This window comes from Ochrobactrum sp. EDr1-4 (assembly GCF_049199085.1).
GTDB lineage: Bacteria > Pseudomonadota > Alphaproteobacteria > Rhizobiales > Rhizobiaceae > Brucella.
Map to the genome: position 1 here is coordinate 495750 of NZ_JBLZOF010000003.1, position 26178 is coordinate 521927.

The following is a 26178-nucleotide window of genomic DNA, read 5'->3' on the forward strand; positions in this document are numbered from 1 at the left end:
TTTTTGAGGATGAACTGATGTGTCTTACTTAAAGAAAAGCCCGGTTTTTAAACCGGGCTTTTTTCATATCATGCGACTTCAAGCGCAGGCTCTATTTTAGGCCGAATGCCAATCATATGGCAAATCGCAAACGGCAGATCAGCGCGGTTCATCGTGTAGAAATGGAAATCCTGCACACCGCGCTCAATCAGGTCCATGACCTGTTCGGCAGCAATTGCAGCCGCAACAAGCTGATGGGTCTGCGGGTCTTTATCCAATCCATCAAAGCGTTCTGCAAGCCAGGCCGGAATATGGGTTGCTGAGCGCGCGCAGAAATTGCTGACCTGCTTGAAATTATGCACCGGCAGAACACCTGGAACGATTGGGATATAAATGCCTGCACGGCGCACACGCTCGACATAACGCTCATAAAGATCGTTATCGAAGAAAAACTGCGTGATCGCCCGCGTTGCACCATTATCGACCTTGCGCTTAAGCATATCGATGTCGGTCGCAAAATCCGGGCTTTCAGGATGCTTTTCCGGATAAGCCGAAACAGAAATATCGAAATCAGAAAGCGTGCGCAGACCACCAACAAGTTCCGCGCCATTCTGATAACCGCCCGCTGTCGGTACGTATTTTTCGCCAATGCCGCTGGCAGGATCGCCACGCAGCGCCACAAAGCGATTAACGCCAAGCGCCGCAAATTCTTGCGCAACGCGATCAACTTCCTCACGCGTTGCGTCAACGCAGGTCAGATGTGCCGCAGGCTGAATATCGGTTTCTTTCAAGATACGCGCGACCGTGCGGATCGTGCGCTCACGCGTCGAACCACCCGCACCATAGGTCACAGAGACAAACTCAGGCTTAAGCGGCGCAAGCCGCGTTACTGTTTCCCACAGGCGCTGTTCCATTTCTTCCGACTTAGGCGGGAAGAATTCGAACGATACCCGGGTGGTCTGGCCGATATCAGGTCGGCGGGAAAGACCATAAAAGCCCATTAGACTGTCTCCGTCATGCTTGCATTACGCGGTGCCGGATCAGCAATCAGCAAACGCGGATCATGGGCAAGCCAAAGCTTGACCGTCAGTCCGTCGTCACCATTTGCAGCCTTTGGCGCCAACTCAGTTGTTTTTGCAGGTTCCAGCCCTGCCTCTTTCATCCAGCCCAGCATCTGCTCATCACTGAAGCCAAGCCGTAAATGCGCGTGCTCTTCGCGCAAAAATTCGAGAAGATGCGGGGCAAAATCGACAATCAGCAATCGACCGCCCGGACGCAGCGCACGCGCCGCTTCACGAATTGCAGCCAATGGGTCATCGAGAAAATGCAGCACCTGATGGATTGTCACCAGATCGAAATTCTCGCGCTCAACAGGTAGCGCATAGACATCACCCTGCCGCACCTGCGCATTGGCAACCGATGCCAAATCAAGGTTAGCACGCGCCACAGCCAGCATGTCGCGATTGATATCAATACCAAGCCCACGCACATATAGCGGTGAGAACAGCTCCAGCAAACGACCTGTGCCCGTGCCTACATCAAGCATAGCCTGAAACGGCCTGTCGCCGATGATGCCCTTGAGAGCGACTTCAACAGCATTCTCCGACACATGCAGCTTGCGGATTTCATCCCAACTCACTGCATTGGCGCTGAAATAAGCTGCGGCCCTTTCCTGACGACTGGATTTGACCTGCAAAAGCCGCTCCATATCGCGCTCAAGCAGCGCATCGGAAATATCAAGCTTCGATAAGAGATTGCGCGCAACCTCGCCACAAGCGGCACTCTCCGACAGCCGGAAATAGGCCCATGCGCCTTCCTGATAGCGATCAATCAGATCTGCCTCACCAAGAAGCTTGAGATGCCGCGATACACGCGGCTGCGACTGTCCGAGAATGGTTGTGAGGTCTGAGACTGTCAAATCGCCCTTGGAAAGAAGTGCAAGGATACGCAAGCGGCTTGGTTCAGCCACTGCTTTTAACACATCCACCATCTGATCGAGCTGCATGCGCAAATCGCAATCTCCATACTCTCAAACATATAAAGATATGTTTATGTGAATTATAGAAATCGCGCAAGCGATTTTCACACACCCATGCACAGCAAAACTGCTGTGAAACTCTGGTAGCCGTTTGAGTGAAATAATAAGCAGAGTATGCTTGTTACGAATCTCGCTGAAAGCCGGAAAGGAAGACAGCCATGGGTGCAAGCACTGTACGACAGAAGGCAATAGCAAAGTCGCTTACGCTTTTGCTCCCTGCAGTCCCCTATTCTGATTCAGAGCCAATTCGCGCGGCAGCCTTAGCGCCTCACATGAAAGCGCTTCCTCCATCCATTGCCGTATGGCTTGCAACAGTTGCACATGTCCGCCACTCGCATACTGACTATGACGCCCTGCGTGATGATGGCTATGACAAGGATTCAGCACGCTTTTTCGTGATGGACTCAATCAATAAAAAGCTCACCGAATGGCGCGCAACACGGCTCGTCACCGCAGACGATGATGAGAAAGTGGAAATATAAACGCCGCCCGAAGGCGGCGTCTAACAGATTTAAATATCAGTGGGTTCCGTGGCCCTGCAGATAACCGTGTTTGCGTGGATCGGGCATGACTAGACCGACGATGAACACGATCACCATCATGATGGTTACATACCAGAAGAACCCGCTTTCAAAGCCGACCTTCTTGAACCACAGCGCCACATATTCAGCAGTACCGCCAAAAATTGCATTGGCAATCGCATAGGAAAAGCCAACGCCCAAAGCCCGCACTTCAGCCGGAAACAGTTCCGATTTCACGATGCCGCCAATCGACGTGTACATGCTCACAATTGCCGAAGCGATAGCAATATAGATAAACGCCATTGTCGGGCTTTGTACAGAGCCAAGCACTGTGAGCAAAGGAATCGTCGTCAACACCGATACGCCGCCAAACGCGATCATCATTGGTTTGCGACCAACCTTGTCGGAGATATAGCCAAACAGCGGCTGCATAAGCATGAATGCAAACAGCGCAACGGTCATAACCTCGCTGGCCGTTTCCTTGTTCATACCCGCGGTATTGACCAGATATTTCTGCATATAGGTCGTGAACGTATAGAAGGTCAGCGAACCGCCAGCCGTGAAGCCCACAACAACCAGAAATGCCTTGCGGTGATGCTTCCAGATCGTGGCAAAGCTACCAGCAGCCTTATTGTTACGGGATTCTTCTGTCGACGTTTCATGCAATGTTCGGCGTAGATAAAGCGCAACAATTGCAGCCAGACCGCCAATAGCAAACGGAATGCGCCAGCCCCATTCATGCAGCTGCTCAGTCGTTAAGAAGAATTGCAAAATGACCAGAACCAGCACGGCCAGAAGCTGACCGCCAATCAAAGTCACATACTGAAAAGACGAGAAGAAACCACGACGCCCGGCAAGTGCGACCTCACTCATATAAGTGGCAGTCGTGCCATATTCACCGCCAACCGACAGACCCTGTAAAAGTCGGACGAGTAGCAGAAGGAGCGGAGCCCAGAGACCAATCGTTTCATAGGTTGGCAGGATCGCGATTGCAAAAGAACCAAGGCACATCATGCTAACCGAAATCAGCATGGAAGTACGACGACCGAGCCTGTCAGCCACACGGCCAAACAACCAGCCACCGATAGGTCGCATAAGAAAACCAGCTGCAAAAATTGCAGCCGCATTCAACAACTGACTGGTTTGATCCGCAGCCGGAAAAAACTGTGACGCGAAGTAAAGCGCGCCAAAGGAATAGACGTAAAAGTCGTACCATTCGACCAGATTGCCCGAGGCGCTTGCAACGATCGCGTAAATTCTTCGGCGCGTATCGTGAGCGTCGTGTTTCTCCTCGATCTCACCATTGGCATCGCTGTGCATTTGTGCATTGCTCATTGTAAAACTCCCGATAGCAGCCGCAAAAGGGGATACGACTGCATGATTACTCGCCTTGCTTGGGAGAGAGCAAAACCAGTAATCGTTGATCTCTGAATCAATATATTCGGCAGGTTGGTCAGGCCTCAGATTTCAGTCTGCAACTCCGCATGGTTCAACCAAGAAGGCTGCACAGTCCATGAAGCTGACCTTGACGTAGCATCTTTGAAAAACAGATTTCGCCACTCCCAATCAAGCGATCCCAGCGGGCATCAATAATTGTTTGGAACTACCTCCGATATCGCGAAATCATAGGAGCAATATCGTTTGTATGCAATCTATTATCATGCACTACTATTGTAGTAGAAACTCATCAGCAGTCGCATAAGAACTTGAAATTTAACTGTTTTACCGGATACGCAATTTACAGATCCGGTAAAATCTTTGTGAAATAAGGTCTCCGCCACAGAGCAGAGAAGGCCCGCTAAAGCGTTTGACTATTTTCTGGCGACGATGAAAATGCGCGGGAACCGCAGCAGCACACGACCATCATTCAGCGTGGGATAGAACGCCTCAAGCCGTGCTTTATACGCTTTCAGATACTCGCGCTGCTCATCATCATTCAATGGATCGAGAAATGGACGCAGCCCAGTGGACTTAACCCATTCAATGATTGCATCCACATCGGCGAGTTGATGATTATAAATCACATGCCAAATATCGACGTGGGATGCATACCCGATCAAAGCGTTATAGTAGTCTGCTGCTGGCGGCAGTGGCGCTCTGCCCTTATCGCCAATCTTATCGTTAAAAGGCTCGGTTTTGGCAACTTCACGCATTAAAACATGGGTCGGTTCAGCCATGTTATCCGGCATTTGCACTGCCAGATAAGCACCTGTCTGAAGCTCGGACACTAGCCTTTGCATCTGTTCAATATGATCAGGGACCCACTGAAAAACCGCATTGGAAAACAACACATCCGTTTCAGAATCTGGCACAAATTTGGTGAGATCACCGAGAGCGAACTCTACTTGTGGCAAGCGCGCCTTCGCCTTCTCGATCATATCCGGCGATGTATCAAAGCCCGACATCTTCGCATTCGACCAGCGCTGAACCAAAAGCTCTGTAGAATTTCCCGGTCCACAACCAATATCGACCACCTTGCGAGGACTATCGATCATAATCTGCGCCAGAAGATCAGCCGCCGGGCGACTACGTTCATCTTCAAACTTCAGATATTGCTTCGCGGACCAGTCACGCATGTTGGTAGCCTCACCTGTCATTGCTCTCATGTTGTAGAGAATTTTAATATTTCATATCAATCAATGGCGTTACGAAAAAATATTAGAAAAAAGAAAATCGTCAATTCATAAAAGGAATTGTTATGTTCATAGAACTAAGAAGAGTAGATGGATCTTTATTTACTTATAACTTTGATTATTTAACGGCTTTTAGTGAAGCAAACGTAGGAACTACATTAGCATTCACATGGGGAATATCTGCGGTTCAAGAGACATATGAAGAAGTAAAAGCCCTCATAGAGAGATAGAAATAAAGAACAACCCCAAGAAAATACTCTTGGGGTTGTCCATTCCAAAATAAACCCTTAATTAGATCAGGTTTAATCGTTATATTCAGCGTGTCAGCGGCTTGTAAGTAACCCGCTTTGGATTGACACTTTCAGGTCCGAGACGACGAACCTTATCCGCTTCATAATCCTCGAAGTTGCCTTCGAACCATTCAACATGGCTATCGCCTTCGAATGCCAGAATATGCGTTGCCAAACGATCGAGGAACATACGATCGTGGGAGATGATAACAGCGCAGCCAGCGTATTTTTCTAGCGCATCTTCAAGCGCTGCCAGCGTTTCGGTATCAAGATCGTTGGTCGGTTCGTCAAGCAGCAGAACGTTGCCGCCTGCCTGCAACATCTTGGCAAGATGCACGCGGTTACGCTGACCACCGGAGAGATTACCGACTTTCGCCTGCTGATCGCCGCCCTTGAAGTTGAACGCACCGCAATAAGCGCGGGAGTTCATTTCAAACTTGCCGAGCTTTATGATATCGTTACCGCCGGAAATTTCTTCCCAGACATTCTTGTTCGCATCGAGATGATCGCGGCTCTGATCGACATAACCAAGGTGAACCGTGTCGCCGATACGGATCGAACCGGAATCCGGCTTTTCCTGACCAGTAATCATCTTGAACAGTGTCGATTTACCGGCACCGTTCGGACCGATAACACCAACGATACCACCCGGAGGCAGCTTGAATGTGAGATTTTCGATCAGCATACGCTCGCCAAACGACTTGGTCAGACCTTCGGCTTCGATAACCACCTGACCGAGACGTTCACCAGCCGGGATCAGAATCTGGGCATCGCCCGGACGCTGATTGTTGGCAGCTTCAACCAGCTGATCATAGGCCTTGATACGCGCCTTCGACTTCGACTGACGAGCCTTCGGGCTAGCGGCTATCCACTGGCGTTCGCGCTCAAGTGCCTTCTGACGCGAATCGTCTTCACGGCCTTCCTGAATCATACGCTTGGACTTGGCTTCCAGATAGGCGGAATAGTTGCCTTCGTAAGGAATGCCGCGACCGCGATCAAGTTCGAGAATCCAGCCGGTGACATTGTCGAGGAAGTAGCGATCGTGCGTGATGAGAAGAACAGCGCCTTCATATTCACGCAAATGCTTTTCGAGCCATGCAGTGGTTTCGGCGTCAAGGTGGTTGGTCGGTTCGTCGAGCAGCAGCAAATCAGGCTTCGAAAGAAGCAACTTGCAAAGTGCGACACGACGACGCTCACCGCCCGAAAGCTTGGTAACATCGGCATCAGCTGGCGGGCAGCGCAGGGCTTCCATCGCCATTTCAACCTGACTGTCGAGATCCCAGAGATTCTGGCTGTCGATGACGTCCTGAAGAGCCGCACCTTCGTCTGCGGTTTCATCAGAATAATTCATCATCAGTTCGTTGTAACGGTCGAGAATAGCTGTCTTTGATGCTACACCTTCCATAACATTGCCGAGAACGGTCTTTTCTGGATCCAGATGCGGTTCCTGAGCAAGATAGCCGCAAGTCGCACCTTCAGCGAGCCAGGCTTCGCCGGTGTAATCCTTGTCCATACCGGCCATGATCTTGAGGATCGTCGATTTACCGGCACCGTTTGGACCAAGAATACCGATCTTAGCATCTGGGTAGAATGACAGATGAAGGTTTTCGATAACCTTTTTAGCACCATAGGCCTTGTTCAGCCCGGACATATGATAAATGAATTGGCGTGCCATAAAGCGCGTCGTCTCCACGAGTTAGAGAGCGTGAACAGCGATAACGCCGAACCGCAGGGAAATTTCTGAAGGGTATGTAGGCGAAATAGAGCGCGGAAGCAAATATCATCGCGCAAACTTCAGCTTGAAAAGCTTCCAAACAAAATGAAACCGGGCGCGGATATTTCCGTCACCCGGTTTCCCCTCTGGCCACCACTCGGGAAAGTATCCTCCCTTTCGCCGAATGGCCTGCTAGTTATGCCCTAATACCGAAATTTAACGCCTCTGGATTTCCTTCAAAACTCCGTCGACATCCTCTGTTGGAGATAGATTTGCCTAGGTTTTTACGGTTTTCAAGCGGAATTTGCTCAAAAATTACATTTGCCTAAAATTAATTCACTCAACCTCTGGATGCCTTTTTAAACGACACCACCAAAAGAGGGTTTGACTATTTGCGCAGCATAAATTCAGATGCTTCCATGTCGTTTGAAACCATCCATCTCTTACCGCTTAATAGCGGAATCGAATTGCCATTTCGGCAATCGCTGATCGCTGCACCAAGGGCTGCCGTGCACATCTGCCACGGGCTTGCAGAGCACTCTGCGCGCTATGCGCGGTTTGCAACCGCCCTGAACGCAGCAGGTTACAACGTCTATGCGCATGATCATCGCGGTCATGGCGCAAATATTGGCGCATATGCGCCAAAAGGAATATTCGCGCAAAAAGACGGCTATAGAGTGGCAATTGATGATGTTCTTGCCCTAAACCGCCATATTCATGCCTCGCACCCTGTCTTGCCGGTGGTTTTATTCGGGCACTCCATGGGCGGACTGATCGCGCTCAATTATACACTCATTCACTCTGAAACAGTTGACGCTGCAGCTATATGGAATGCCAACTTCAACGGAGGCGTTGAGAACAGCGCGGCGATGGCAATTCTTAAAATCGAGCGCATGCTCAAAGGCTCAGACGTTCCAAGTTCGATCCTGCCAAAGCTCACCTTTAGGGCTTGGGGCAACGCTATCCCCAACCATCGCACCGCGTTTGACTGGTTATCGCGTGACGCCTCAGAGGTTGAAGCTTATGCTAACGATCCACTCTGCGGTTTTGATGCAAGCGTGGCGCTCTGGATCGACGTATTCCGCATGATTAAGGCTGGAGCAACCGACCGCAATTTTGCAAATATTCGCCGCGGCCTGCCGTTTAATCTGGTTGGCGGTGGCGAAGACCCTGCAACAGATAGAGCCAAAGCCACCAAAAAACTCGCGCACAGAATGCAGGCGATGGGCTTTAGCAAAGTAACTTGCACAGTCTATCCCAACACACGGCACGAAAGTCTCAACGACCTAAACCGAGATGAAGTGACGCAGAATTTTCTGGATTGGCTCTCGGAAGCTCTTCCGTCTGGCAACAAGTCCGGCTAAAAGCGGCTTATATTCTGAGAAACTGGTCAAGCTCACGATTTCTTGAAACACTTGGTTTGCCCGGCAATCAATGGTATGGAGCCCGCCTTGCGCGCTACAGGGCACCTGTACTGAGATATTACGCACACTGATTTACGGTAAATGCGCAAGGAATGAAGGAACTCCGCTTGTCAACACCGACGATTTCTGTGGTCATCCCCTGCCGCAACGAAGCCGACAATCTCGCTTTTCTGCTCGATGAAGTCGATAGCGCCATGCTGGGCCGCGCCTATGAAGTCATTGTCGTAGACGATGGCTCAACAGATTCAACCAGCGATGTGCTGGCTGGCCGCATCCATGCTGGCAAGCCGCTGCGCCATATCCGCCATGACCGCTCATCCGGCCAAAGTGCTGCTTTGCGCTCCGGCGTTTTTGCAGCGCGTGGCCAGATTGTTGTGACAATGGATGGTGACGGGCAGAACAATCCTGCCTATCTGCCAGCACTTGCAGACGCCCTGATCAATGCCGGCCCTGCTTTTGGCATTGCCGCCGGTCAGCGCCTCAAGCGCACTGATACCAAGCTCAAGCAGCTTTCATCACGCTTTGCCAACAATCTGCGCGGCGCGATCCTCAAAGACAAAACACGCGATTCCGGTTGCGGCCTCAAGGCGCTGCACACCGACCTGTTCCGCGAGCTGCCATTCTTTGATGGCTGGCATCGCTATCTGCCTGCGCTCGCTCTACGCGAAGGTTTTGATGTCGTGCATATCGATGTCACCGACCGCGAACGCCGCCACGGCAAATCGAATTACGGCATTCTCGACCGCGGCCTGCGCGGTGTTTTAGACCTTTATGGCGTGTGGTGGCTGCGCAAGCGCCGCAAGGTTGTGCCGCGCGTGACGGAGATTACCCATGACTGATATTTTCAGCAGCTTCATCCAGTGGTTACACGATGTGTTCGTAGCACAGTGGGACGGCTGGATTATTCTAGGCTTCGTCGCTCAGGCCTGCTTTACCATGCGCTTCGTCGTGCAGTGGCTGGCATCGGAAAAAGCCAAGAAAAGCGTAATGCCGGTGGCATTCTGGTTCTTTTCGCTCATTGGTGGCGTGCTGCTCTTGGTTTACGCCATCCAGCGCAAAGACCCCGTTTTCATCGCAGGTCAGGGCTTTGGCCTGATCGTTTATATCCGCAATCTCTGGCTTATTGCCAATGAGAGGAAGCGGTTGAAGGCAGCGAGTTAATTCGTTTCACCAAACAAAAACGCCGATCTGAAATCCTCAGATCGGCGTTTTGAATTTTAAAACATGTATTTGTCCCAAAACCGGTTCCCACTTTTGGGAGACATGCGCTAACTCTTTAAAGTCCGCCCTACTGAGCGATAATCCAATCCGGTTCCGGCAACATCGTCCGCTTTATAGACATTGCGCAGATCAATCAGCACATTGCCATCCATCGCTTTTGCGACACGCTTCAAATCAAGCGCACGATAAGCATTCCACTCGGTCAAAAGCGCCGTAACACCCGCGCCTTCTACTGCCTCATAAGCAGAACCGCACCAGATAACCTCCGGCAAAACTGCTTTGGCAGCATCCATTGCTTCCGGATCGTGCGCACGCACAGAAATGCCTGCTTTTTGAATAGCGGCAATAATGTCAATCGCAGGCGATTCACGAATATCATCGGTGTTCGGTTTAAAAGCTACGCCCAGCACAGCAACCGTTTTCGTTCCACTCTCACGAGCAGCGGCAATGATACGATCCGCCATCGATAGCTTGCGCGCTTCGTTGACAGTGATCACCTCTTCGATCAGCGACTGCGGCGCATCATACTTTTTGCCTGTCGCAGCAAAAGCGCGGGTATCCTTCGGAAAGCACGAACCACCAAAGCCCGGCCCCGCATGGAGGAACTTCGAACCAATGCGGTTATCCATGCCGATTGCACGTGCAACTTCCTGCACATTGCCGCCGGTCTTTTCGCAAAGATCAGCCACCTGATTGATGAACGTCACTTTCATAGCGAGAAAAGCATTGGCTGCATATTTGATGATTTCAGCATTTTCAAGCGAAGTAACGACCATCGGCGTTTCACGCAGATAAAGCGGACGATAAAGCCGCTGCATCGCCGCCTTGCCGCGCTCATCATCTACGCCAACGACAACACGGTCGGGACGCATAAAGTCTTCAATCGCTGAACCTTCACGCAGAAATTCAGGGTTTGAAACCATCGAAAACTCAACACCCGGACGCGCTTCCGCAATGCGGTCGCGAATACGCGCATTGGTTCCGACAACGACCGTCGATTTAATAACGACCACAGCACCCGGCTTCATGGCAGCCGCAATTTCATCCGCAGCAGCTTCAATATATTGCAGGTCCGCTTCACCATCTCCGCGACGCGAAGGCGTGCCGACTGCAATCAGGATCACATCAGCATCGGCAACACTGGTTGCAAGATCGGTACTGAATTCAAGGCGGCCATCACGGATATTACGCCCCATAAGCTCATCAAGGCCCGGCTCGAAAATCGTGACCTTACCCGCTTCAAGCCGTTCGATGATCGACGGGTTCTTGTCGACACAGGTGACGTGAAAGCCAAACTCGGCAAAACACACACCTGAAACCAGACCCACATAGCCCGTTCCGATCATCGCCAGCTTCATACGTTCAGTCCTTTTTCGTTCATCGCAAGCTTGCTGAACCTGTTGAGATTTCGGTTATGGTCTGTCGAAAATGGTATTTTTCGAGAACCGGCGCGCCGCGTACTTAAAGGTACGTGAGCACCGGAAGCGCAGAAAAGTGCCATTTGCAGACGGGCATGGCCGAAATATCGGTGGGTTCAGAGCCATTTATCATAGTCTGACACCAAAAGGTGTAATGGCTTTTCGTTCTCTTCAATATCGGAAAAGCGGCCAATCGGCTCACGGAAAATATTGTCCGTCAGATCGTCATTAACGGTCGATACTTCACCGATCAACACATCGCCGCCCTCACCCCAGAAGGCATGCCAGTTACCCGGCAGCAGCGTAACGCTTTCACCTGGGCTTAGCTTCAAATGCGCACCAGCTTTCTGCGTCACCAGACGACCATCAGTCGCAACCGTTACATCAGTTTCTTCATCAACACTGCCATCGGCGCGTGAATTAAACAGTTCCAGTACCAGCGTACCGCCACCACGATTGATAATGTCTTCGGCCTTCAATGCATGGCGGTGCATCGGCGAAATCTGGTTTTTGCATGAGATCATGATCTTCTCAGCATACAGCATGCCAGTGCCACGCTTGAGATCTTCGACATTACCGTTGCGTGTTGTGAACAGGAACAAGCCGAGATCGGCAAAATTGCCCTGACCATAATCAGTAATGTCCCAGCCAAGGCGCCCATCGAGAATAGCCTTCGCATCGCTTGACGTGTGCTGTTTCAGCTCTTCCGGCGTCCAATAGGCGAATGGCGGCATGATATAACCAAAAGAACGGATGAAAGCATCGCTCTCGCGGATAATCTCATTAACTTCTGAACGTTTCATGGCCTGCTAGCCTCCCATGGAATGAAACCGAATATGTCAGGCAGCTTGGTAACTGGCTTTCTCCCATCTTGGCAATCCCGCGCGCGCAACTCACACATATTTGCGAAGAACTGCGCGAATGCGCGCGTGTCGTCTTTACGCGAAAATCATGTCGCATCCCAATGCGCGTTTAGAACATTTCAATGATTGAATCATGACAACGGAAGCCAGTCTGAACATGAGCCAATGAACAGACAAGCCATTGAGATAATGGGAAAGCGCAGCTTCCGGAGGATAAAGGGAACATTCGGTCGAGCAAGCGTCGCTGAGAGAACAGCACCAGCCCGACTTTGATACGGACGCAAAGGTTTGATTCTATGGACGTTCGCAACGAAATGCTGGGGCTTTTGACCGGGCGCGACCCAAATTTCAGCCTTGAGCAGAAGTTTTACACCGATCCGGATTTCTACAAGCTCGATCTGGAAAACATTTTTTATCGCGACTGGCTCTTTGTCGGTCACGATTGCGAACTGCCCAAGACCGGCTCGTATATGACCGTGCAGGTCGGCGCTTATCCAGTTGTGATCGTGCGCGATTCACAAGGGACTATCCGAGCGTTCCACAATTCCTGCCGTCACCGTGGTTCGCGCATCTGCGCGGCTGAAAAAGGCACAGCAGCCAAGCTCGTCTGCCCTTATCACCAGTGGACCTATGAACTTGATGGCCGCCTGTTGTTCGCGCGACAGGTTGGACCAGATTTCAAGCCCGCCGAATATGGTTTGAAGCAAGTGCATTGCGAAAGCGTCGCGGGCTATATCTATGTTTGCCTTGCAGACGAAGCGCCCGATTTCAACAGCTTTCGCGCCTTGGTCGAGCCTTACCTCGCACCGCACAACATTAAGGACGCCAAAGTCGCCTTTGAAAGCTCGATCATCGAGAAGGGTAACTGGAAGCTCGTTTGGGAAAACAACCGCGAATGCTATCACTGCGCGGCCAACCACCCCGAACTCTGCCGCACCTATCCCGAAGCACCTAGCGCTACGGGCGTTCAGGGTGTGATGGAAGACCCGGAAATCAACCAGCTCTGGAAAAACTGTGCTTCTATCGGCTTGCCTGCCGAGTTCAATATGTCGGAAGACGGCCGCTATCGCATTACCCGCATTCCCTTGCTGCGTGACGCAGTGAGCTACACCATGTCCGGAAAGCCAGCGGTCAAAAAGCCATTGAGCGATCAGGTTTCAGGCGACACCAATATCGGTGCGATGCTGCTCTTCAACTATCCTTCAACGTGGAACCATTTGATGGTCGATCACGCCATTTCCTTCCGCGTTATGCCAATCAGCGCCGAGGAAACCATGGTGACAACCAAGTGGCTTGTTCACAAGGATGCGATTGAAGGCGTCGATTATGATCTCGATGAACTGACCCATGTGTGGATTCAGACCAATGATCAGGATCGGCAGATCGTCGAAGAAAATGCCATTGGCATTCGCTCACCCGCCTATCAGCCCGGTCCTTATTCGGTCGAGCATGAAGGTGGAGTGATGCAGTTCCTTGAATGGTACACCAACACCATCACGCCTCGCCTGAAGGGCGAGACGGCAAAGCTCAGCCGCGTCGCATAAAACAAAGCGCATCCCGAAAAGTGTGAAGCGGTTTTCGGAATAAGATGGGCGTAAAACGAAGCATTTTAAGAAGTGAGAAGGCCATGCAGCCTCTGAAATATCTGGATGAGATGCTGCCGTGGAACGACAGGTTGCAGATGCTGCAGTGCATCTCGGCCATCGAAGAAGCGCCAGACGTCATGACCTTCTCCTTCAAGACACTCGAGGACAACTGGTTCCGCTATACGCCGGGCCAGTTCGTCACGCTTGAATTGCCAATAGAACGGGCCGATGGACTGGGACCGGTGCTGCGCACCTACACACTGTCATCGACCCCTTCCCGGCCCTACCATATCTCGGTCACTGTCAAAGCGCAGAAGGACAGCATTGGCACCCGCTGGATGCTGGATCATCTGCGTCCGCCCATGAACATCAAGGCCTATGGTCCCAATGGCGACTTCTCGCTCGCCAATCATCCAAGCGAGAAATATCTATTCATCTCGGCTGGATCTGGCATAACGCCGATGGTCTCCATGACACGCTGGCTGTTTGATTGCGCACCGGCAACCGATGTCGCCTTCATCAACTGCGCGCGTTCACCCGATGATATTATTTTCCGCAAAGAACTGGAGCTGCTTTCAGGCCGAATGGAAGCCATGCGCCTTGCATTCATTGTGGAACAATCATCGGCACGGCATGTCTGGCTAGGACTTCATGGCCGCATCGACCAGCCAAGGCTTGAACTGCTGGCACCAGATTTTCTTCATCGCAAAGTGTTCTGCTGCGGACCAGAACCATTCATGAATGGCGTGCGTGGTCTCTTGGAGCAATCTGGCTTCAACATGGCCAATTACCATCAAGAGAGCTTCCAGCCTGCCAGCGAAATTTCTGCTGTACCTTTGCCATCGACACTCGCTGCAACCAGCCAAAAACCTGCGGCTCCCGCAAAGCCCGCCGTCCTACCTGCAACTGTTGTCTTCACGCTTTCTGGTGTTGAAGTCGAATGCACCGAGAACGACACTATTTTGCTCACTGCCCGCAATGGTGGCCTTAAAATCCCAAGCGCTTGCGAATTTGGTATTTGCGGCACCTGCAAAGTCAAATGTATCGGTGGTGAAACCGAGATGACCCACAATGGCGGCATTCGCGATGACGAGGTGGCGGAAGGCTACATCCTTGCCTGTTGCAGCCGTCCGCGTGGTCGTGTCGAAATTGATGCCTGATTAGGCTTTCTTGAGAAATTCAGTGCGCAGCACGAGGCCTTTGACCTGCTTTGTGCTGCAATCAACTTCGTCAGGGTTGCCCGTCAGGCGAATACCCTTCACCAGCGTACCGCGCTTGAGCGTCGTCGAGGTCCCCTTAACTTTCAAATCCTTGATAAGCGTAACGGAATCGCCGTCATTGAGCTGTGCGCCGTTGCTGTCACGCGTAATTTCATCGGTCATAATCATCCCCTGTCCAAGTAAAGCATGTCGCGGAAAAGTGGGAACCGGTTTTCCGATAACGGCATGCTCAAAATAACAACCCAAAGCTGCTCGGTAGCACCAAAGACAATGTAATACCAGAACGCGCATAATCACTGGCATCGCCCCTGATCGCTGACTATAATTGCGGCAAAGAATTCAGGAGCGTTTTATGATCGGACATGCCCTTCTCGTCGTTGATGTGCAAAATGACTTCTGTCCCAGTGGTGCACTGGCCGTCGATAAGGGGGATGAAATTCTACCTGCGATCAACCGCCTGATTGACGAGAGCGAACATGTTATCCTGACACAAGACTGGCACCCCGCAGGACATTTGAGCTTTGCAAGCAGTCACTCCGGGAAAAAACCTTATGATAGTGTTGAGATGCCATATGGCGAACAAACGCTATGGCCTGACCATTGTGTTCAAGGCACGTACGGTGCCGACTTTCATCCAGATTTGCAATGGACACGCGCACAACTCGTCATTCGCAAAGGCTTTCGCATCGGCGTAGACAGCTATTCATCTTTTTATGAAAACGACCGCAAAACGCCGACAGGTCTGTCGGGTTATTTGCGTGACCGCGAGATTGGTTCTCTGACAATCGCAGGACTGGCTACGGATTTCTGCGTCGCCTATTCCGCACTTGATGCAGTGGCGCACGGTTTTCAGGTGCGCGTAAGGCTGGATGCTTGTCGCGGCATCGACATTGGCGGATCAATGAATGCCATGCTCGATCAGATGCAAAAGGCGGGCGTTGAACTTATCAACGAACCCGCCCTTGCATCTCATTTCATCTGATTATTTCTCGATCTCGCCATCCGGCAAAACGACATAGATCAGCACGGCAATGATCGTGATGAAGAAGCGAAATGCGGACTCAATTCCGTTCCATGTGGACGACATCCACATGCCGAACCATTCGCCGCCAATCGACATGAAGCCAACCTGCCAGACGAGAAAGCCGACCGAAAGACCAGCAATGCCCCACTTCTTGGAGTGATTGAAGCTCTTTGCATCGCCACTTAAACGACCGAGCATCGCGAAAGCACCAATCCAGCAGAGAATGGCTGTCAGCGTTTCAGCAGCAATGATCAGAATATAGCCCGCATTGTGCAGAGTATTACTCTCGATAGCACGATATTTGATCGTCGCATCCGGGAAAATCGTATCCATCAGCAACACATGCTGAACGAAAGCGAAATTGCTGCCGTAATCGGTAATATTGCCGAAGGCGACCAGCGTTGCAAAGAAAGCGATTGCCGCAACAAATGCGGTTTTGCTCAAACGAGTAACGACCATGGAAAACCCCTCTCCAAAAAAGTCGTAGCCGTAGTCTTTCCAAACTTACGGCATATGAAGATACGCTCCGACGGGCCTTGTCGCGAGCAGGTCAACGCTTGCCAACTCTTTTGATTCGGTCAACAAAAAAGGCGGCCACAGCCGCCTTTCTCACTATTAAGCAGTGCGCCTTAATGCAACGCCGCTTCATCGGCTTCATTCTGCCAATCAGGATTCCGCTTGTTATAGCGAATAGATGAATAGAGGGAGAGACCGATCAACACAGCACCAATCAGGCCCGTGATAACTTCCGGAATATGGAAAAGCGTCTGCACATACATGATCACAGCAAGCACCAGAATTGCATAGAATGCGCCATGTTCGAGATAGCGATACTGACCAAGCGTCTTCTTCTCAACCAGCATAATGGTCAGCGACCGGACATAGAACGCACCGATACCAAGACCAATTGCAATCACGAACAGGTTCGTCGTCAGCGCAAAGGCACCAATCACGCCATCAAACGAGAAGCTGGCATCCAGCACTTCCAGATAGATAAAGGCGCCTAAGCCCCCGCGATGCACCATATCAACCTGTTCCTGCGACGCATCGAGAACCGCACCCAAGCCCTCAACGGCTAGGAAGGTCAGAAGACCAAACAGTGCAGCTACGAGGAACGTGTGCGAATGCTCTGCATCAAGCTGGTATGAGAAAAACAGGATCAGCGCAATTGCAACGCCGATCTCGATGCCCTGAACAGATGCAAACTTCGACATTTGGCTTTCGATGACTTTGACCCAATGCACGTCTTTTTCGACATCGAAGAAGTATTTCATGCCGACCATCAGCAGGAATGTGCCGCCGAAGGCCGCAATACCTGTGTGAGATTCCGCAATCACCCGCGCATATTCATCCGGCTGCCAGATCGCGAGTTTGAGCGCTGAAATCGGATCAGTCCACATGGCTACCGCAACAATCGCAAGCGGAAAGATAATCCGCATACCGAAAACGGCGATTATGATGCCCCATGTTAGAAACCGATGCTGCCATTCAGGTGTCATATCGCGCAGGATGCGTGCATTAACGATAGCATTATCAAACGAAAGCGAAATTTCGAGAACACTCAACACCGCACAGATGATGAAAACGGAAATCATGCCGCCGATCGTGCCGGTCGTCGAATATCCGAGCCAGAGCGCACCCAGAAGGCCAATGACCGTGAAAATCGCAGGCCAAATGAAGTATTTATAAGTGGTCATCGCAAACCGTATAATTATTGTGTCTGTGAGGCAGGCCGAACTATCGATCTGAAAATTCTCCAGATAAACGGCGCTACTCCTGCGGGGCTTATGTTATGTAAGAAGCCCCACTGCCGCGAACAAGAAAAACAATGGCAAAATTGTGTTCACGAAAAAACGCAAAACTCAAGATTACGTGATCAGTCATGCTCTCTGCCACCTTACGCAAAAAATATGTGGCAATTATCGTGTTTGATCATAAGCTCGTTACAGCATGCAAAAACTATAAGACATGATTGAACCGGAGAATAATATGCTTACAGGCCCTCAATGCCGCGCTGCTCGAGCGCTCGTAGAATTCTCCCGCGATCGACTTGCACAACTCTCGGGCATTGACGCTACTGTCATCGAGCACTTTGAGCGTAAGATCGGTACACCGACCACGGAGCAAAAACAGGCTTTACAGGATACGCTTGAAAGGGTCGGCGCTCAATTTATCTGGGAAAACGGTGGCGGCCTCGGCGTGAGGTTAAAATTCAACCGTTCTGAAGCAAAACGAATTGCCAGCTTGGAAAACGAAGGCGGTATTCCGGGTTATGACGACGTTCCATGAATGTAGACGGGACGGCCTCACCTTCGCTTCCCGACTATCATCAGACCCCCTCTAAGCTTCAATGATACAGGCGGGGTAAAACCGTTCAAAATTCAATTTTTTGGTTTATTTCTGGGCATGATTAACATATTGATACGAATAGACCTTTTGAGGTTATACTTTCATTTTTTCTAAATTACGCTCCAAGGGGATTGATCCGTGATGAAGCTAAATTCAAGCATATATAGCAGGAATTTTGCGGGTAAGACTGTGCGTAATATTGCTTTCATGAGTACCTTTTTTATAGCACCAACAGCTTCTGCTCTTGCCGCAGACGTAATCGCGCCTGCGCCTGCTCAGTCAGAGTTTCAAGATCAACAACGTTGGAGGGTGATTTTTAGCCCTTATGTCTGGGGCGCTTCATTGACTGGCAATGCCGGTTTAATGGGCCGCTCGACCAGTGTTGACGTGCCCTTCAAAGACATACTCAATAATCTCGATATGAGCTTCATGGGCAATATCGAAATTACGAACGGAACTTACGGCGCTTATTTTGACGGCCAATACACAAAGACCAGTCAGAAAGAGGATGTTCTTGACAGGCAGCTCGGCCTCGACATCACTTCGACTACTTTGACTGGCGGTGTTTTCTACCGAATTTATCAACATGATCTTGATGGTCTGACCTATTACGGTCGTCAGCGTGTATTTGCGATTGAGCCGACAGCGGGCATCCGCTGGACTCAAATCAAAGCAAAATTGAATGTCGATCCATTTACTGAAAGCCGGCAGGCAAACTGGACAGATCCCTTCATCGGTACGCGTGTATTGTATGACATCGGTGAACGCTGGAACATATCTGCCGAAGCTGACATCGGCGGATTTGGAGCTGGAACGAAGTTAAGTGCAAATGGCCAGATCTATCTCGGCTATCGTACGAGAGTATTCAATCTTCCAACAATTTGGCGTGTAGGCTATCGCGCGCTTTATCAAGATTATCACGACGACGACAGCCGCGAAAAGTTCAAGTATGACGTAACGCAGCACGGCCCGGTTGTCGGCTGGTCAGTTCAATTTTAAGAACACCACGGGTTGAAATTGCAAAGAATTAAGCCGCCTCACACCATTGGCGGCTTTTTCTTATTAAAATAAGCATAATTGAAAATTCATAGTTGCAACATTTTTCGTTCTCACTTCAACTTGAATAATGGGACCCATTTTTAAGAAATATGCATTAATGCATGATCTATATCAAAGCGCCCAATGCACTGGAGAATGAATGTCGTTGATCTTTGAGCTTCCAGTTTACGCATCTTTTTTTGTCTTTGTTATATTGGGCGTAGGCGTTTTCCTGATTGGGCGAGCGGCGCTTTTCATTCTTTTCAAACATGCAAGCCATGACATCCTCTCCATACCAATTGGCGCCTTTATTGGTACAATCGCGACTGCATGGGCGCTTTCTTTAGGGTTCGTTGCAGCAGATATATGGGCTGCAAATTCAAAAGCTGATCAGGCAACGAGCGAAGAAAGGTCATCAATTTCGAGGCTTATTGGCACCTCAAGTCCTGATATTTTGAACGAGGCTGCATTACGAAACGCTCTTATTGAATATCGCGAAGCTGTTGTGAAAGATGAATGGCTTAAAAATAACAATATCGAGCCAGCGCCACAGGTGGAGATCGCACTGCAAAATATCCGCCGTGAAATCGTTAGTCTTGCGAGGACTGATATACCCTCGCCAATTATTTCCCAGATCGTCCATGATTTCGATGAATTGCAGGATGCACGTAATACCCGCCTATCAGTAGGATCAGCGTCTATTGATATGTATAAATGGTATTTGCTATTATTCTTAACAATTCTGACCGCTATTACTATAGCAACCACCCATGCAGACAGAGTAGTGGCAGGCATAAAGGCGCTGATAATCTACTCAACCACGGCCTCTTTTTGTCTCTGGATCCTGGCAATTCATGCAAATCCTTATCAAGGGATTGAGCGGATTGAGCCATCTCTTCTTTTTACCAACCATAAAATCGGATAGGCCACCATCATCAAGCTCATGAAAAGAAACGGCCTAATAGGACCATCCCTCGTAGCTGTAGCGGCAGCCGTTTTGTGCATGGCGCCGTCGCAGTCTTCAGCGGCAACTTTTCGAGTATGTCACGGCTACGACTGCTACTATCAAACGAAAGTCATTTTAAGTGCAAAGGATTTGAGTCGCATTCGGGACTTGCTGCATAAAGGTTCCAAGTCTCCAGCTCTTGAGCGCGAAGCACTGCGCAAGGCCATTGCAATCTTTGAAGAACGCAGCACTGCTACAATTGGTGTACGGGACAAGCCTCGTATGCAATTTGGTAAAGCACGCATCAAAGGTCAGATGGATTGTGTGGATGAATCCACCAATACGGATAATTTTATACGCTACCTTCATTCTCAAGGCCGGCTGAAATATCATCAGCCTACGCGCAAAACGACACGCGGCAGTTTTTTTGATGGGCGCTACCCACACTGGACCGCTGTCATGCAAGACAATGAAGGCCTGAAATGGGCTGTAGATTCATGGTTTGAGCCAGGCGGAGGACTACCCGATATTATGCCTCTCGCTGAATGGAAACGCCGCGGTTACGGTGGAGAGAGATAAGTATCTGCATGTCGTATTTCGCATAAGCGACGACTTACAGATTTAACATTGATAACGCATAGTAAGTTAACTGCATCACCAAGGGGGTAACTATGACTATTTTGAAGAAGTCCTTTGCCGCAGCTTGCACCAGCGCGCTCGTCGCTGTCAGTATGTTTGCAGCACCTGTTGTCGAGGCCTGCACACGCGTGGTTTACCTCGGCGCGAATGATCACGTGATCACCGCTCGCTCGATGGACTGGAAGGTTGACGTCGGCACAAATCTTTGGATTTTCCCACGCGGTATGGCCCGCACCGGCGAAACAGGTCCAGATTCCATCAAGTGGACCTCCAAATATGGCAGCGTCATCGCTTCTGGCTACGATATCTCGACAACTGACGGCATGAACGAAGCAGGGCTTGTTGCAAACGTTCTCTGGCTGGTCGAATCCGAATATCCAAAATTCGATGGTACAGGCCCTGGCCTTTCAATCGCAGCATGGGCACAATATGTGCTGGATAATTTCGCAACAGTTGATGAAGCCGTACAAGAGCTTAGCAAAAACCCATTCACAATTGTAACGGATGCCGTGCCGGGCGAAAGCCGCTTGGCAACGCTGCATCTTTCGATTTCTGACGCCAGCGGCGACAGCGCAATTGTTGAATATATCGATGGCAAGCAGGTCATCCATCACAGCCCGACCTATCAGGTGATGACCAACTCCCCGACGTTTGAGCAGCAGCTTGCGCTGCATTCCTACTGGGAGCAAATCGGCGGGACGGTGATGCTTCCAGGTACAAACCGCGCTTCAGACCGTTTCACGCGTGCTGCCTTTTACATCAACGCCATTCCAAAATCAGAAGATCCTGTTGAAGCCATCGCCAGCGTGTTTGGCGTCATCCGCAACGCTTCTGTTCCTTTTGGCATTACAACTCCAGATGAACCGAATATTTCCTCAACGCGCTGGCGCACCGTGTCTGACCAAAAAGAAAAGCTTTATTTCTTTGAATCTGCACTCACGCCAAACGTTTTCTGGGTGGATCTAAAGACTATTGATTTTTCGGCTGACAAGGGAAAAGTCCAGAAGCTTGATCTCGGACCAGATCAGAAAAATATTTTTTCTGGTGTCGTGAACACTGAATTTAAGGATGCTAAGCCGTTCAAATTCCTAGGAATTTGATTGGCCTAGAATGACATTCGCATTTTCTCGCGGAGAAAAATCTGAACCAATCGCCTGCTAGAGCATTGTCTTAGTACAACAAACCAGAACGGAGGAAATCCAATGGACTGGAATCGCGTAGAAGGCAATTGGAAGCAGGCTAAAGGCAAGGTCAAGGAACAGTGGGGCAAACTCACTGATGATGACCTTGATCAGATTAATGGTCGCCGTGAGCAGCTGGAAGGCAAGATTCAGGAGCGCTACGGCATCGCCAAGGATCGTGCGAAGTCTGATATTGATGACTGGTACAAGCACCAGCAATGGCTTTCTTAGAAGCCGTAGTACCTATTTAACAATGAAGCCCCGCCTTTGGCAGGGCTTCATTTTTTATATGCGCTTAGCAGCGATCAACGCGCTGAAGCGAAGCAGACAATCCCATCAGTGAGAAAGTGTAACGGGTCTGCGTACCGCGTGCAGAAGTGGCTTGGACATTGACCGATTTGCCCGACCGCATAGCACTTAAAATACGAGCCTCATCACCAACATTCTGTGCCCATGCGCGGTTGCCTTCGCTAAAGAAGGGGAATTGCGCGCCGTCAACCATAACGTTGACGCGGCTATCTGCTTTCAATTGATAGCCCATAACAAGCTGCGGGCTATAGCTTCCGCCAGACTTGGAAATAATTATGAAATTGTCACCATGCTGCACTCCTGCCGGAAGGAAGCTCGACGGCACAGTCAATGCGTAGCATTTGTTTCCGGGCAATTGCGTGTTCTGATAGACACCCCAATCCCTGAATTCGCCGATATGGCTTGTCTTAGCCGAAGCCGCGAGAGAACTCGCCACCAACCCTGCAAGCGCCAACGCAACAGCGGTTGTTTTTCTAGTCATTGCCTGAGACCTCCTAAATTAAATTCACGTGACATGAAAAATTGTTTCATTACGTTACTATTTCTTTAACAAACTCCTAAAAACTTGTTGAACGCGCAAATTCCATAGGCGATGCGGCTAAAGCACAAAGGTTTATCGCAGGATATTTGGTAAATTTGTTTAAGAGAAAATGGTGGGCTCGGAGGAACATGAACACGGGCTTTAACTAATTGATTTAACTAGATTTTCTAGGTAGAAAGGTCGGGTGATGCCAACGCTGATGCCAACACATTTTGGGCTGCTATGGGACTTCTGTGGACGATCAGCTCAAAATGAACGCTCGCCAGGTATCCCAGTCACTCTCCCACTCCGGTGGCCTATCTGTTGCTATGATACTCTGGACAGAACAACTGGCGTCCGAAAAGCAGCCACAGCCGCCTATCTCCGACGGATCGAATTCGCCGCCGCGCTCCAGATGCTCGCGATACTGTTTAAGGGTGAGGTAATGGGTGACTTTGTTGCGGACGATCCGCAGGAATGGCCTGACCGTGGGTACAGCCTCCATTAGCCGTTCCTGTTCCTTTTCGTGGCGAGTGTAGACCTCCGGCAATTTTTCTAGCAGGTTGGCGAAGTGGGACTGCCCCGCCTTCACACAGAACCCTCCGCAGTTGTTATGGACGAACCCCATTCCGTAGAGCCTCGGAAGTTCGATGTCATAGTCGTCGATAATCTGGTGGACTTGGGCCTTGCTCAAATACGGCGGCGCGCCAAGCAATGCTTCGCACAGATACGGGTCCCAATTTTTCCTCGCTTCCTTGAGACGGTGCTCCTCGTACCAATCAAAACCGAAATGCAATACGCACTCACTCGGCTGATAGGTTGCTGCTAACCACCGAGCGAAGGTCTTACCTTTTAGCTCGACCGTACAGTGGGCCGTTCGCGTGTTGCCCTGATACCGAACGTCTCGGAAGACCTCCCACGGATCACGGCCATCCGCCAGCCTAAGAAGTTCGCACCCAAGTGCGCGTGAACCCTCTTCGATAAAACGATAGAGATCCGGGTCTTCAATTAGCGTGTCGCAAAACACCAGGAGAACGTTTTCTCTGCCGTATTTTTCTACGGCCAAGTGCGCGGCAACAAATGAAGCGGCGCCGCCACTGAAGGAGACGATGTGCTTGATGGGCATGTGAGTGATTACCAGAAAAGATGTCGATTCGATTCTACTACACCACAAGTAGCCTATTCAACTAATCGTTGAATATCTGTCGTTCAACCATCACTTGGGGTGCGCGGCCGGTGCCAACAATTTTCGGCGCTGCCCTGGGTAGGAAGGACTCGAACCCACAACGGGTGGGACTCTTAATTTTAGTTTCACAACAGATTCTTTAATGAATTGAATCGCTTAGAGAAACTGGAGCTTTGTTGGCATCACTCAAAACCACCGATTTGATGCCAACAAATACGCCAACAAATTCCGCGAGCGGGACCCACATTTGCCTGCTAAGTCATTGATTTTATTGGATAAAAAAGTCATTGGTGGGCCCGGAGGGACTCGAACCCCCAACCAAGCGGTTATGAGCCGCCGGCTCTGACCAATTGAGCTACAGGCCCACACAACACTGCAACTACCTTAAAGAAACATGGGACACAAGCTGTCAATTACACAAGTTGCCCTAATACGCACATATTCGATTGCCATTCATGCAACTCAAGTCACAATTGATCTCATTTGAAACAGTTGATTGCAATTCAACTGCATTTCAGATCAGATAATGTGGCGTTTTGCTTTAGAGGAAACTTAAATACACGAGCAACAAAGCAGAAATAGCACTATAGCAAAGAATGCTTTGTAAAAGCTGCCTCAACATTCTCTACAGGAGATCTCATGAAAAACCGCGCTACTACTCTTCTTGCCACCTCCATTTCGGCAATCATGCTTGCAGGCATACTTGCACTGCCAGCCAAAGCGCAGGAGAATCAGATGACGAAGCAGCCCGCACGCATCGCCGTTACCGGCGAAGGCAAGATGAACTCTGCACCAGACATGGCTATTCTGAACCTCACTGTTTTACGTGATGCAGAAACTGCACGCGAAGCAATGACCGCAAACAATGAAGCGATGGCCAAAGTTCTCGATGCGATGAAAATGGCTGGTGTTGAAGAGCGTGATCTCCAGACAAGCGGCATCAATATTCAGCCACGTTATGTTTACCCAGACGACAAGAATGGCCTGAAAGAGCCAAAGATCAGCGGCTATAGCGTTTCGAACAGCCTGACAGTCCGCGTGCGCGATCTGGCCAAGGTTGGCAATGTTCTCGATGAATCCGTGACGCTCGGCGTCAATCAAGGCGGCGATCTGACCTTTGTAAACGACGATCCAGCATCGACAATCAACGAAGCACGCAAGCGCGCCGTCGCTGATGCTATTGCCAAGGCGAAGACCCTTGCCGATGCCGCAGGTGTTGGCCTTGGTCGCGTCGTTGAAATCAACGAACAGAGCCGTGGATATATGCCGATGCCAATCGCACGCCAGGCCAAGATGATGGCAGCAGCAGCGCCTGAAGACTCAGTTCCAGTTGCAGCTGGCGAAAACAGCTACAACGTTTCGGTCAACGTCGTCTTCGAAATCAAAGAATAAAGAAAGGGCGCTCTAGTGTGGTGGATTTGAAGTTCCTATCATTGGTGTTGCATTCACGTTTAGGAACTTCAAATCCGTAGACCACACTAGATTCAAAAGCTTACTAGTATGGCTTCGAACCCGAAATTCGCTTCGAGAGCTGCTTCTAGGTGATACGAATTTCGGGTTCGCCATACTAGCGCCCTCCTCTTCTTTTCCGTCTTCAAACAAAAAAGCCAGCCTGAAATTCAGGCTGGCTTTTGTTCATATTAGGCGACCGTTAGCGGATGATTGGGCAACCGCGTGCATTGGCAAAGACAACGCCGGTTGGGCGACCATGACGGATGCCGCGCACCTGAACCGACTTTCCACGATACGCAACACGAGCACTACGAATGCCCATACGATGCGCTTTCATCTTGGCATTTTCAACCGAGCACGCAGGGCCACGATAAGCGGGGCGGCCATGATGACGATTGCCACGATGATCAATCTTGATCAAAGGCGAATGCGCCGACGTGCTAAACGCTGGAGCGGAAGAAGGCGATGCAGCATTTGCAGATGCACCCGCTGAGAAGACGGCAGCAAGACCAATTGCAGCAGTAACAACAAGCGACTTGAACGAAATTGCGGACATCTTGAAACCCTTTCAAACTTTTATCAGGTGATGCTCACCTGAGACGCTTAATAAGTAGTCCATGAAAGATG

Annotated in this window: 27 protein-coding genes and 1 tRNA gene; 14 read left to right on the top strand and 14 right to left on the bottom strand. The window is 50.3% G+C overall.

The window, feature by feature from the left end:
* Positions 1-68 precede the first annotated feature (68 nt).
* Both metF and ACOZHT_RS13455 read right to left on the bottom strand, forming a co-directional pair.
* The gene (gene metF, locus ACOZHT_RS13450; RefSeq protein ID WP_339511661.1) at positions 69-980 is read right to left on the bottom strand and encodes a methylenetetrahydrofolate reductase [NAD(P)H]; all 912 of its coding nucleotides are present in this window, start codon (positions 978-980) and stop codon (positions 69-71) included.
* The gene (locus ACOZHT_RS13455; RefSeq protein ID WP_339511659.1) at positions 980-1984 is read right to left on the bottom strand and encodes a metalloregulator ArsR/SmtB family transcription factor; all 1005 of its coding nucleotides are present in this window, start codon (positions 1982-1984) and stop codon (positions 980-982) included. Before ACOZHT_RS13455 ends, metF begins: the two co-directional genes overlap by 1 nt.
* 191 nt (positions 1985-2175) lie before the next feature.
* Here ACOZHT_RS13455 and ACOZHT_RS13460 point away from each other — a divergent pair, with 191 nt between their 5' ends.
* Entirely contained in the window at positions 2176-2499 is a 324-nt protein-coding gene (locus ACOZHT_RS13460; RefSeq protein WP_339511657.1) for a DUF2293 domain-containing protein, read from the top strand.
* A gap of 36 nt (positions 2500-2535) precedes the next feature.
* Here the strand turns inward: ACOZHT_RS13460 and ACOZHT_RS13465 are convergent, their stop codons facing one another.
* The 3 genes from ACOZHT_RS13465 to ettA all read right to left on the bottom strand — a co-directional run bounded on the left by ACOZHT_RS13465 (position 2536) and on the right by ettA (position 7136).
* Positions 2536-3873: an MFS family transporter gene (locus ACOZHT_RS13465; protein WP_421565824.1), complete on the bottom strand. Its 1338-nt coding sequence runs from the start codon at positions 3871-3873 to the stop codon at positions 2536-2538.
* Between the two features lie 476 nt (positions 3874-4349).
* Positions 4350-5114, bottom strand: coding sequence for a trans-aconitate 2-methyltransferase (gene tam, locus ACOZHT_RS13470; protein ID WP_339511653.1), 765 nt, complete (start codon positions 5112-5114; stop codon positions 4350-4352).
* A gap of 372 nt (positions 5115-5486) precedes the next feature.
* Positions 5487-7136 carry an energy-dependent translational throttle protein EttA gene (gene ettA, locus ACOZHT_RS13475; RefSeq protein WP_339511651.1) on the bottom strand — a complete coding sequence of 550 codons (1650 nt, stop codon included), beginning with the start codon at positions 7134-7136 and terminating at the stop codon, positions 5487-5489.
* Between the two features lie 458 nt (positions 7137-7594).
* Between ettA and ACOZHT_RS13480 the strand changes: the two genes are divergently transcribed.
* The 3 genes from ACOZHT_RS13480 to ACOZHT_RS13490 all read left to right on the top strand — a co-directional run bounded on the left by ACOZHT_RS13480 (position 7595) and on the right by ACOZHT_RS13490 (position 9760).
* A complete protein-coding gene (locus ACOZHT_RS13480) occupies positions 7595-8539 on the top strand; it encodes an alpha/beta hydrolase (protein ID WP_339511649.1) in 945 nt (314 codons plus the stop codon).
* Positions 8540-8706: 167 nt separating this feature from the next.
* Positions 8707-9438: a glycosyltransferase family 2 protein gene (locus ACOZHT_RS13485; RefSeq protein ID WP_339511647.1), complete on the top strand. Its 732-nt coding sequence runs from the start codon at positions 8707-8709 to the stop codon at positions 9436-9438.
* A complete protein-coding gene (locus ACOZHT_RS13490; RefSeq protein ID WP_339511645.1) occupies positions 9431-9760 on the top strand; it encodes a lipid-A-disaccharide synthase N-terminal domain-containing protein in 330 nt (109 codons plus the stop codon). Before ACOZHT_RS13485 ends, ACOZHT_RS13490 begins: the two co-directional genes overlap by 8 nt.
* Before the next feature lie 107 nt (positions 9761-9867).
* Here ACOZHT_RS13490 and ACOZHT_RS13495 read toward each other — a convergent pair whose 3' ends face one another.
* Both ACOZHT_RS13495 and ACOZHT_RS13500 read right to left on the bottom strand, forming a co-directional pair.
* Positions 9868-11178 carry a UDP-glucose/GDP-mannose dehydrogenase family protein gene (locus tag ACOZHT_RS13495; protein WP_339511643.1) on the bottom strand — a complete coding sequence of 437 codons (1311 nt, stop codon included), beginning with the start codon at positions 11176-11178 and terminating at the stop codon, positions 9868-9870.
* Positions 11179-11354: 176 nt separating this feature from the next.
* Positions 11355-12041, bottom strand: coding sequence for a D-lyxose/D-mannose family sugar isomerase (locus ACOZHT_RS13500; protein WP_339511641.1), 687 nt, complete (start codon positions 12039-12041; stop codon positions 11355-11357).
* Between the two features lie 356 nt (positions 12042-12397).
* On the opposite strand from ACOZHT_RS13500, the gene ACOZHT_RS13505 reads away from it, so the two are divergent.
* Together ACOZHT_RS13505 and ACOZHT_RS13510 are read left to right on the top strand one after the other, a co-directional pair.
* A complete protein-coding gene (locus ACOZHT_RS13505) occupies positions 12398-13645 on the top strand; it encodes an aromatic ring-hydroxylating dioxygenase subunit alpha (protein WP_339511639.1) in 1248 nt (415 codons plus the stop codon).
* 83 nt (positions 13646-13728) lie between these two features.
* Complete coding sequence (locus tag ACOZHT_RS13510; RefSeq protein ID WP_339511637.1) at positions 13729-14847, top strand: hybrid-cluster NAD(P)-dependent oxidoreductase; 1119 nt, start codon at positions 13729-13731, stop codon at positions 14845-14847.
* On the opposite strand, the gene ACOZHT_RS13515 is transcribed toward ACOZHT_RS13510, so the two are convergent.
* The gene (locus ACOZHT_RS13515; RefSeq protein ID WP_339511635.1) at positions 14848-15069 is read right to left on the bottom strand and encodes an alkylphosphonate utilization protein; all 222 of its coding nucleotides are present in this window, start codon (positions 15067-15069) and stop codon (positions 14848-14850) included.
* 190 nt (positions 15070-15259) lie between these two features.
* Here ACOZHT_RS13515 and pncA point away from each other — a divergent pair, with 190 nt between their 5' ends.
* Entirely contained in the window at positions 15260-15889 is a 630-nt protein-coding gene (gene pncA / locus ACOZHT_RS13520; RefSeq protein WP_339511633.1) for a bifunctional nicotinamidase/pyrazinamidase, read from the top strand.
* Here the strand turns inward: pncA and ACOZHT_RS13525 are convergent, their stop codons facing one another.
* Both ACOZHT_RS13525 and ACOZHT_RS13530 read right to left on the bottom strand, forming a co-directional pair.
* Positions 15890-16390 carry a DUF2165 domain-containing protein gene (locus ACOZHT_RS13525; RefSeq protein ID WP_339511631.1) on the bottom strand — a complete coding sequence of 167 codons (501 nt, stop codon included), beginning with the start codon at positions 16388-16390 and terminating at the stop codon, positions 15890-15892.
* Positions 16391-16560: 170 nt separating this feature from the next.
* Positions 16561-17628 carry a DUF475 domain-containing protein gene (locus tag ACOZHT_RS13530; RefSeq protein ID WP_339511629.1) on the bottom strand — a complete coding sequence of 356 codons (1068 nt, stop codon included), beginning with the start codon at positions 17626-17628 and terminating at the stop codon, positions 16561-16563.
* A gap of 292 nt (positions 17629-17920) precedes the next feature.
* On the opposite strand from ACOZHT_RS13530, the gene ACOZHT_RS13535 reads away from it, so the two are divergent.
* The 6 genes from ACOZHT_RS13535 to ACOZHT_RS13560 all read left to right on the top strand — a co-directional run bounded on the left by ACOZHT_RS13535 (position 17921) and on the right by ACOZHT_RS13560 (position 22315).
* Positions 17921-18220, top strand: a complete 300-nt coding sequence (locus ACOZHT_RS13535; RefSeq protein WP_339511627.1) for an XRE family transcriptional regulator — start codon at positions 17921-17923, stop codon at positions 18218-18220.
* A 198-nt stretch (positions 18221-18418) separates the two neighbouring features.
* Positions 18419-19279 (top strand): hypothetical protein, encoded by an 861-nt coding sequence (locus tag ACOZHT_RS13540; protein ID WP_421565825.1) that lies wholly within the window; start codon positions 18419-18421, stop codon positions 19277-19279.
* Positions 19280-19478: 199 nt separating this feature from the next.
* Positions 19479-20243: a hypothetical protein gene (locus ACOZHT_RS13545; RefSeq protein ID WP_339511625.1), complete on the top strand. Its 765-nt coding sequence runs from the start codon at positions 19479-19481 to the stop codon at positions 20241-20243.
* A 78-nt stretch (positions 20244-20321) separates the two neighbouring features.
* Positions 20322-20843, top strand: coding sequence for a hypothetical protein (locus tag ACOZHT_RS13550; RefSeq protein WP_339511623.1), 522 nt, complete (start codon positions 20322-20324; stop codon positions 20841-20843).
* Positions 20844-20935: 92 nt separating this feature from the next.
* A complete protein-coding gene (locus tag ACOZHT_RS13555; RefSeq protein WP_339511621.1) occupies positions 20936-22003 on the top strand; it encodes a linear amide C-N hydrolase in 1068 nt (355 codons plus the stop codon).
* A gap of 102 nt (positions 22004-22105) precedes the next feature.
* Entirely contained in the window at positions 22106-22315 is a 210-nt protein-coding gene (locus tag ACOZHT_RS13560; RefSeq protein WP_339511619.1) for a CsbD family protein, read from the top strand.
* 64 nt (positions 22316-22379) lie between these two features.
* Here ACOZHT_RS13560 and ACOZHT_RS13565 read toward each other — a convergent pair whose 3' ends face one another.
* From ACOZHT_RS13565 to ACOZHT_RS13575, 3 genes are all read right to left on the bottom strand, one after another.
* The gene (locus ACOZHT_RS13565) at positions 22380-22874 is read right to left on the bottom strand and encodes an invasion associated locus B family protein (protein ID WP_339511618.1); all 495 of its coding nucleotides are present in this window, start codon (positions 22872-22874) and stop codon (positions 22380-22382) included.
* A 301-nt stretch (positions 22875-23175) separates the two neighbouring features.
* Positions 23176-24039, bottom strand: coding sequence for a phosphoadenosine phosphosulfate reductase family protein (locus ACOZHT_RS13570; RefSeq protein WP_421565826.1), 864 nt, complete (start codon positions 24037-24039; stop codon positions 23176-23178).
* 348 nt (positions 24040-24387) lie between these two features.
* Positions 24388-24464, bottom strand: a tRNA-Ile gene (locus ACOZHT_RS13575).
* 274 nt (positions 24465-24738) lie between these two features.
* Between ACOZHT_RS13575 and ACOZHT_RS13580 the strand changes: the two genes are divergently transcribed.
* A complete protein-coding gene (locus tag ACOZHT_RS13580; protein WP_339511614.1) occupies positions 24739-25491 on the top strand; it encodes an SIMPL domain-containing protein in 753 nt (250 codons plus the stop codon).
* 259 nt (positions 25492-25750) lie between these two features.
* On the opposite strand, the gene ACOZHT_RS13585 is transcribed toward ACOZHT_RS13580, so the two are convergent.
* Positions 25751-26107 carry an antifreeze protein gene (locus ACOZHT_RS13585; protein ID WP_339511612.1) on the bottom strand — a complete coding sequence of 119 codons (357 nt, stop codon included), beginning with the start codon at positions 26105-26107 and terminating at the stop codon, positions 25751-25753.
* Positions 26108-26178 lie beyond the last annotated feature (71 nt).